Raw genomic sequence first — 8,661 nt, 5'->3', positions numbered from 1 at the left:
TCGACCGGCCGGTCCATCTGCTCCGACAGCGCCGGCGCCTTCTCGGCGAGCATCTTGCGGATGACGTGGTGCATCCACACCAGCAGCCCGACGGACAGCGCGAAGAAGAACATCCAACACGTGGTCCAGATCCCGGTCCAGCGCAGCAGGTAGCCGAACAGGATCGGGCATACGAAGCCGCCGAGCCCGCCGAGCACGCCGACGATGCCGCCGACGACGCCGACGTCCTTCGGGAAGTACGTCGGAATGTGCTTGTAAACGGCCGCCTTGCCGATGCCCATCAGGATGCCGATGACGAACACCAGCGCGGTGAAGATCCAGATGTTGGCCTGAAAGTAGACGTGCGTGACACCGCGGGCCAGCAGCTGCTTCTTGACCACCCTGTCGCCGACCTTGACGGCGGGCTCTTGCCAGGACCGGCCTTTCGGCCACACCAGCGTGCCTTCTTCCGCCCGCCCCTGATCCGCCGGCTTGGTGCGCAACCGATAGACCTTGCCGTCCACCGTGATGTGGTCCGGCGCCACCTCCGTGACCGTCCCCGGCGCATCCGCCAACACTCCCTCGCCCGGCGCGTACACGTCCATGCGCGGAACGATCAGCAGGAAGCTGCACACCGCGCTGCCGCCGAGTACCCAGTACATCACCCGCCGCGCGCCCCACTTGTCAGACATCCATCCGCCGAGCGCACGGATGACGCCGGACGGAAGCGTGTAGATCGACGCGAGCAGGCCCGCCATCGCGACGGACACGGTGTAGACGTTGACGTAGTAGGGGATCAGCCACTGCGCGAGGGCGACGAAGCCGCCGAACACGAAGAAGTAGTACATGCCGAACCGCCACACCCGCGCCTTCTTCAGCGGCCGCAGCCGCTCGGCCAGGGTGAGTTCGTGGCCGTGCGCCACCTTCTTCGGATAGGTGAACAGCCAGAACGCGACGGTCGTCACGACGAGAGCTGCGGCGTAGATGCGCGGCAGTTGCCGCCAGCCGTCGAGGTGTTCGCCGTGGTCGGTGAGGACCTTGAGCAGCGTCGGCGCGCCGAGGCTCGTGATCGCCGCCCCCGCGTTGCCCGCACCGAAGATGCCGAGCGCGGTCCCCTGCTGGTGCTGCGGGAACCACACCGACGTGTACGCGATGCCCACCGCGAACGAGGTCCCCGCGATGCCGAACAGAAGCCCCGCCCAGAAAAATCCCCAGAACCCGTCGACCAGGCTCACGAGGAACGCGCCCGCCGCCGCGATCAACATGACGATCGCGTAGACGATCCGGCCGCCGTACTTGTCGGTGAGAACGCCGACCGGTAGCCGGAACACCGCCCCGGTGAGCACGGGCGTGCCGATCAGCCAGCCCAGCTGCGCCTTGTCGAAGGCGTAGATGCGCTGGGACACCAAAAAGGTGATCAACACCCCGTACATCATCCAAACGGCGAAGCATACGGTGAAGGCGATCGTGTTCATCGCGAGCACGGTGTACGCCTTGCGCCGGTCGGACATGGGGACCTCCTTCGTGTTGCGTTATGCGCTCGATCGCGGTGCGGTCAGCGCGTCGACGACGTCGCCCGCCGCGGTCGGTTCCAGATGACGACCTGAAGCGGGCGCCACAGGTACGGAACCGGCGCGACCAGCGCGTGGACCAGGCGGGTAAAGCTAAACGCGCCGATGAGCACCCAGGCTCCGGCGATGTGCAGCTTGGCGACCAGGGGCAGGGCCGCGACGCGCGCGATGTCCGGGCTGAACGCGAAGATGGACCGCACGTAGGGGACGGCGACGTGCGTATACCAGGCGCTACCCCAGCGCATGGTGAGTGCGACCCAGATCCCGGTCACGATCTGGAACAGGAGCAGCACGTAGACGATCACGTCGGTCGGGGACGTGTTGGCCCGCAGCCGCGACGACCCCGCGCGCCGTACGATGAGGCCACACAGCCCGATCAAACACAGCAGCGCCGCGGTGAGGGCGGTCGCCTCGAGCACGAACAGCCGCGCGGGAATCCGGTTCCACAGCATGACCTGACGCGGGAACAGAAACCCGATCAGATGGCCGAAGAACAGCGTGAGGATGCCGACGTGGAACGGCACCGAGCCCCAAAACAGCCGCCGCGTCTCGAGAAACTGCGACGACAGGCTCGAGAACGTGAACGGGTCGCGGCGATAGCGCTGGATCGAAATGATCAAAAACAGCGCGAACGCGACGTAGGGCAACGCGCCAAAGATCAACGTGTCAAACATGGAGAGCCTCCCAGTTGCGTTCGGCCTCGGTCTGCCCGCGCGACGCTCCGGATTGGGGGAACAGGCGCGACAGCGACGCGACCGCCACCGCCCACGGGGTCGTTACGCGCCGCAGCTCGGCCGCCATGCGCCCCACGCCGACGGCCAGCACGCGGTCGTGAAACAGGCGCGCGTCGTCGTCGACGTCGATGCGGCCCCACAACCTCAGCACGTTCGGCAAGAAGTCGGGCAGCTCGCGCCCGGGGTCGATGTTGGCGCGCCGCAACTCGCCGACGAGCCCCGCGAGCAGCTCACCGCGCTGGTACGCATCGCCCCACACGTGGTAGCCGACGTGTAGCGTGCACGCGGGGCGCAGGTCGAACAGGCGCGTGTACAGCTCCTCCTGCTCGGCCCGCGGTGTGTCGCGCAGCCAGTCCGCGAGCGCCGCAAACGCCGCGGCGACCTCATCGTCGACGCCGCGCAGCGCGTCAGCCGCGGCGCGCGCGGCCCGCTCGCTGCCGGCGTGCGGGTACTCGAGCGCCGCAGCGATCGCGTCGAGCGCTTCGGTGGGGATGTCGGTCCTCACAGGCCACGCTCCGGCGGTCGGCGGAACCCGAGCCCGGTAAAGCCCTTGGCTCCGAGAGTGTCCTCTTCGAGCATCTCGATCGCCTCCTCCCGGTGCATCGGCGGGATGACGAACCGCTCGTCGAACGGCGCGATCGAGGTGAGGTGGTAGATGCGGTCGGCCTCCTCGACGGAACAGTCGGCCTCCGCGAGCACCTTCTTTGCCGTCTCCATGTCCACGTCGCCGACCGTCAGAGCGCGGCGGTACGTGCGCACGGCGAGCTGCTTGCGCAGCGCGTAGCGCACCGGCGCCTCGTTGCCGGCACCGAACAGCGACGCCAGATACTTCAGTGGCAACCGGTACTCGTCGATGCCGCCGAGGAACTGGTCGACCACCGTGTCGTACTTGCCCTCGGCGCGGTTGGCCATCACCGGCAACATCGGCGGCACGTAGAACAACATCGGCAGCGTCCGGTGCTCCGCGTGCAGCGGCAGCGCGAGGCCCCAGTTGATCACGAAGTCGTATACGGGCGACCGCTGCGCGTGCTCGATGACGTCATCGCGGATGCCGTTGGCGCGCGCCGCGGCGATGACCTTCGGATCGCGCGGGTCGAGCAACAGCTCGCGCTGGCGCTCGACGAGATCCTTGTCGTCCGCCGCGAGCGCCTCGGGGATCCGGTCCGCGTCGTACAGCACCATGCCGAGGTAGCGGATGCGCCCCACGCAGCTGTGGAAGCACGCCGGCGCCTGCCCCGACTCGAGGCGCGGGTAACACAAGATGCACTTTTCGCTCTTGCCGGTGGACCAGTTGAAGTAGGTCTTCTTGTACGGACAGGCGGTCACGCAGAACCGCCAGGCGCGACACCGCTCCTGATTGAGCAGGACGATGCCGTCCTCGCCGCGCTTGTACAGCGCGCCCGACGGGCACGCCGCGACGCACGCCGGATGCATGCAGTGGTTGCAGATGCGCGGCAGGTAGAAGAACACGAGGCGCTCGGCCTCGAACAGCGCGGCCCGCTCCTCCGGCGTGCAGTTGGCGAGGTTCGGATCGTTGGCGGCGTATACGGGAGAGCCGCCCAGGTCGTCGTCCCAGTTCGGGCCGGCCTCGATGTTCATCTCCTCGCCGGTGATCATCGATACGGCGCGCGCGGTCGGCTGGTCCGCGCCCTCGGGCGCCGTAAACAGGTCGTCGTACCGGTAGGTGAACGGCTCGTAGTAGTCGTCGATCGTCGGTAGGTTGGGGTTGTGGAACACGGTGAGCGCGCCGCGCACCTTGCCCACCGCCCGCAGTTTCGGCGAACGGATGCCGCGGCCGTTGCCTTCGGGCCGCTCGAAGCCGCCCTTGTACTTCTCTTGGTCCTCCCACGCCGTCGGATAGCCGGTGCCCGGCTTCGTCTCGACGTTGTTCCACCACATGTACTCGGCGCCCTTGCGGTCCGTCCACACGTTCTTGCAGGCGATGCTGCACGTGTGGCAGCCGATGCACTTGTCGAGGTGGAAGACCATCGACACCTGAGAGCGAACGTCCATTTAGAACTCCACCTTCTGCATCTTGCGGATGCGCACTGTCGTGTCGCGGTTGACCCCGGTCGGGCCCCAGTAGTTGAACGCGTAGGTGAACTGGCCGTAGCCGCCCACCATCAAGTTCGGCTTGAGCCGAACGCGCGTGAGGCTGTTGTGCCCGCCGGCGCGCCGGCCGCCGCGAAGGTTCGACTTGGGCACGTTGATGGTCCGCTCGGGCGAGTGATAGATGATGCACACCCCGCGCGGGATGCGATGGCTCACGACCGCCCGCGTGCAGACGACGCCGTGATCGTTGTGGACCTCGACGTAGTCGTTGTCCGCCACGCCGATCTCCGCGGCATCCTCCGGGTTCATCCATACCGGCTCACACCCGCGAGACAGCGTGAGCATCCGGTGCGTGTCGCCGTACGTCGAGTGGATGTGCCACTTGCCGTGCGGCGTGAGGTAGTTGAGCGCGATGCCGTCGTCCGGGCTACGCCGCAGGTCGCCGTAGTCGGCCGGCAGCGGCACCGGCTTGTACGTCGGCAGGTGCTCGCCGAAGTCCAGATACCCGGGATGGTCGAGGTACAGGTGTTGTCGGCCCGTGAGCGTGCGCCACGGCACCAGGTGCTCGATTTGCGTGCAGAACGCCGAGTATGTGCGCCCGTCGGTGACGAGCCCCGACCACACCGGACTGTTGAGCAGGCGGCGCGGCTGCGCTTGCAGATCCTTGAACGTCACGCGGTGCGCGCGCTGCTTCTCGGCGAGCGGCTCGACCAAGTCGACTCCCGTCTTCGCCTCGAGGTCGACGTAGCCCTTGTACGCCACCTCGCCGTTGGTCTCGGGCGCCAGGTGCAAGATCGCGTCGGCGGCGTGGTGCGCCTCGTACAGCGACGGATACCACGTTCCATCGACGTTCACCTTCGGCCCGCGCTCGAGCAGCTCCTCGTACTCCTCCTTGACGCTGAAGCTCACGCCGTGCGCGCCGATCTTGCCGTCGCGAACGTTCGGCCCGAGCGCGCAGAAGCGGTCGTACAACTTGCGGAAGTCGCGCTCGACGACCGTGAGGTTCGGCATCGTCTTGCCCGGGATGGGCTCGCACTCGCCCTTGCTCCAGTCGCGAATCTCCGTCTGGGCGATCTCGGCCGGCGAGTCGTGCATCAGCGGCGTCATGACGAGGTCCTCGACCGGGTCGGGGAAGTGCCGCGCCGCGAGTTCGGACGTCTTGCGGGTGATCTCGCGGAACAGATCCCAGTCGGAGCGCGACTCCCAGGCCGGCTTGCACGCCTCGGAGAGCGGGTGGATGTACGAGTGCAGGTCGGTCGAGTTGAGGTCGTTTTTCTCGTACCAGGTCGCCGCCGGCAGGATCACGTCGGAGTACAGCGCCGACGTGTCCATGCGGAAGTTCAGGTCGCAAATGAGGTCGAACTTGCCCTCCGGCGGGTCGCGCAGCACAACCTCATTGACGTGCCCCTGGCACCGCTCTTCGGCGATCGCGTTCGAGTGCGTGCCGAGGTAGTGCTTGAGGAAGTACTCGTGCCCCTTCGCGCTGGACATCAACGCGTTGCCGCGCCAGATGTACCAGACCCGCGGCCAGTTCTCGGGAGCGTCCGGGTCCGTCACCGACAGCGTCAGCTCACCCGACTTCAGCTTGTCGACCGCGTAGGCGACAATTTCCTCTTTCGTTTTCGCGCCGGCCGCGCGCGCCTCGCGACACACCTCGATGCTGCTCTTGTTGAACTGCGGGAAGAACGGCAGCCAGCCGGCGCGGACGGCCCGCACCTGCAGATCGATGGTGTGGCCTTTGGCCAGCGACGCCTCGCCGGGCACCGGGTGGTAATCGGTGAAGTCCGCCTCGTAGCGCCACTGGTCGCTGTGGACGTAGTGCCACGACGGCGCGTTCTGCAGCCGCGGCGGCCCGACCCAGTCGCGGGCGAACGCGATCTGGGCCCACGGCGCGACCGGCGCGAGCTTCTCCTGGCCGACGTAGTGGTTGAGCCCGCCGCCGTTTTTGCCGACGCAGCCCGTGAGGATCAGCGCCACGATCCCCGACCGGTACATCAGGTTGTTGTGGTACCAGTGGTTGACGCCGGCGCCGATGATGATGCTGCACTTGCCGTCGGTGACCTCGGCCGTGTTCGCCCACTCACGCGCGAACTCGATCACGGTCTTGCGGCCGATGCCCGTCCAGCGCTCCTGCCACGCCGGCGTGTAGGAGTGGTCCGCGTCGTCGTAGCCGCTCGGGTATTCGCCTTCGAGCCCGCGGCCGACTCCGTAGCGCGCGCACAGCAGGTCGAACACGGTCGCGACGAGCACCTCACCGCCGTCAGCCGTTCGCACGCGCCGCGCCGGCACGCCGCGCAGCGCCACGCGGTCGCTGTCGTACTCCTCGAATTCGACCAGCGCGACCTCGTCGGACTCGCCCAGGAACGTCAACTGCGGATCGATCGGCTCTCCCGTCTTGCCGTCTTCGAGCTTGAGGTTCCACTTGCCCTTCTGCGAGCCCCAGCGGAAGCCGATCGTGCCGCCGGGCATCCGCGGCCGGCCGCTGTTGGCGTCGAACACGAGGAACTTCCAGTCGCCGTTTTCCTCGCCGGCGTACTCCGCCAGGCGGTTGGCGCGCAGCATCTGCCCGGCCCGGTAGCCGCGCGACGACTTGTCGAGTTGGATCAGGAAACCGCAGTCCGAGTATTGCTTGACGTAGCGCTCGAACTTCTCCGTGCGACGCTGGACGTAGAACTCGTTGAGGATGACGTGGCCGACCGCCATCCAGAACGCGCCGTCCTGACCGGCGTTGAGCGCGACCCACTGATCGGCGTACTTGGCGACCTGCGAGAAGTCGGGCGAAAACACGACCAGCTTGGAGCCGTTGTGGCGGCACTCGGCCAGATAGTGGCAGTCCGGTGTGCGCGTCATGTTGGGGTTGGACCCCATGACCGCGATCATCTTCGAGTGGTACCAGTCGGCGCTCTCGGCGACGTCGGTCTGCTCGCCCCAGATCTCCGGCGACGCCGGCGGCAGGTCGCAGTACCAGTCGTAAAACGACAGGTTGATGCCGCCCATGAGCTGCAGCATCCGCGCACCGGCCGCGTAGCTGAGCTGAGACATCGCCGGGATCGGCGAGAACCCGACGATGCGGTCGGGCCCGTACGTCTGCGCCGTGTAGATGTTGGCGGCCGCCAGCACCTCGATCGCCTCGTCGATCGGCACGCGGCGGAACCCGCCCTTGCCGCGCGCGCGCTGGTACCGGGCGCGCTTTTCCGGATCGCGCTGAATGCTCGCCCACGCCTCGACCGGGTCGTCGTGGTTGGCGCGCGCCTCGCGCCACAGGTCGATCAGCGCGCCCCGCATGTACGGGTACTTCACCCGGATCGGGCTGTACAGGTACCACGAAAACGAGATCCCGCGCTGGCAGCCGCGAGGCTCATAGGGGGGCACCTCGTGGTCGAGCAGCGGGTAGTCGACCGCCTGCATCTCCCACGTGACGATGCCGTCCTTGACGTAGATGTTCCACGAGCAACCACCGGTGCAGTTGACACCGTGCGTGCTGCGGATGACTTTGTCGTGCTGCCAGCGGTTGCGGTAGAACTCCTCCCACCGCCGGGTTTTCGGACTGACGAGATCTTTGAGCCACTTCACGAGACGACCCCCGAAGACTGGATGAGCGGTTTGCGAATGCCGCGCAGCCGGCGCGACCACAACGCGTTGAGCACGACCAGGCACAGCGCCGCGCCGAGCAGGCCCGCGAGCAGGAGGCCGAACGTGTCGCCCTCATCCTGCTCGGACCGGTTGGCCGCCGACAAAAATGCGCGGATCGCGAACGCCTCCTCCTTGGTGAGCTTCTTGTCGGCGAAGATGTCTTTCATCAGAGGGAATGCCGGGCTCTTGAGCGCCGAGTCGAGCCCCTCGTCGCCGAGCTTTGCGAACACGTGCGTGAGGTCCACCGCGAGGGTGCCGCCGCCGAACGGCGTGTCGATGCCGCGCGCGGTGTGACACGAGATGCACGGCGGGCCGCCCGCCGACAGCGGCTGCTCGCCGGTGAACAGCGCGCGGCCGAGCGCGACGTCCTCTGGCGTCGCTTCGGTGACGGGGCGGAACGCGCCGGCGAGGTTGCACGGCTGCGCCGAGCAGCGCTCGATCAAGGCGATGAGCCCGTCGACCTGCTCGTCGGACAGGCCGAGGTCGGGCATGCGCACGTTGTTGTACTTCTTGAGGAGCGCCCGGGCGTCCGGGTCGGAGTCGAGCTTCGAGCTGGGCGCCTTGATGAACTGGTGCAACCACTCGGGGCTATGCCGCTCGTGCGCGCCCTTGAGGTCGGGGCCGACGCGAGCGCCCTTGCCGATGCTGTGGCAGGAGCCGCACTTTTCCGCGAACAGCTCCTCCATCGGTCC

Annotated in this window: 6 protein-coding genes; all 6 read right to left on the bottom strand. The window is 67.3% G+C overall.

The genetic code is table 11. The features are described 5' to 3' along the window. A partial coding sequence (locus tag D6689_10920) for a NarK/NasA family nitrate transporter (GenBank protein ID RMH41513.1) occupies window positions 1-1,490 on the bottom strand: 1,490 nt, incomplete at its 3' end. 44 nt (window positions 1,491-1,534) lie between these two features. Next, entirely contained in the window at window positions 1,535-2,224 is a 690-nt protein-coding gene (gene narI / locus D6689_10915; protein ID RMH41512.1) for a respiratory nitrate reductase subunit gamma, read from the bottom strand. After that, window positions 2,217-2,789: a hypothetical protein gene (locus D6689_10910; protein RMH41511.1), complete on the bottom strand. Its 573-nt coding sequence runs from the start codon at window positions 2,787-2,789 to the stop codon at window positions 2,217-2,219. The genes narI and D6689_10910 overlap by 8 nt, the downstream gene beginning before the upstream one ends. Next, complete coding sequence (narH, locus tag D6689_10905; GenBank protein RMH41510.1) at window positions 2,786-4,297, bottom strand: nitrate reductase subunit beta; 1,512 nt, start codon at window positions 4,295-4,297, stop codon at window positions 2,786-2,788. The genes D6689_10910 and narH overlap by 4 nt, the downstream gene beginning before the upstream one ends. Then, the gene (locus tag D6689_10900; GenBank protein ID RMH41509.1) at window positions 4,298-7,909 is read right to left on the bottom strand and encodes a nitrate reductase subunit alpha; all 3,612 of its coding nucleotides are present in this window, start codon (window positions 7,907-7,909) and stop codon (window positions 4,298-4,300) included. After that, window positions 7,906-8,655: a cytochrome c gene (locus tag D6689_10895; protein RMH41508.1), complete on the bottom strand. Its 750-nt coding sequence runs from the start codon at window positions 8,653-8,655 to the stop codon at window positions 7,906-7,908. Before D6689_10895 ends, D6689_10900 begins: the two co-directional genes overlap by 4 nt. Window positions 8,656-8,661 lie beyond the last annotated feature (6 nt).

This window comes from Deltaproteobacteria bacterium (assembly GCA_003696105.1).
Taxonomy (GTDB): Bacteria; Myxococcota_A; Polyangia; order Haliangiales; family J016; genus J016.
This window is presented reverse-complemented; position numbering and strand designations above follow the sequence as displayed.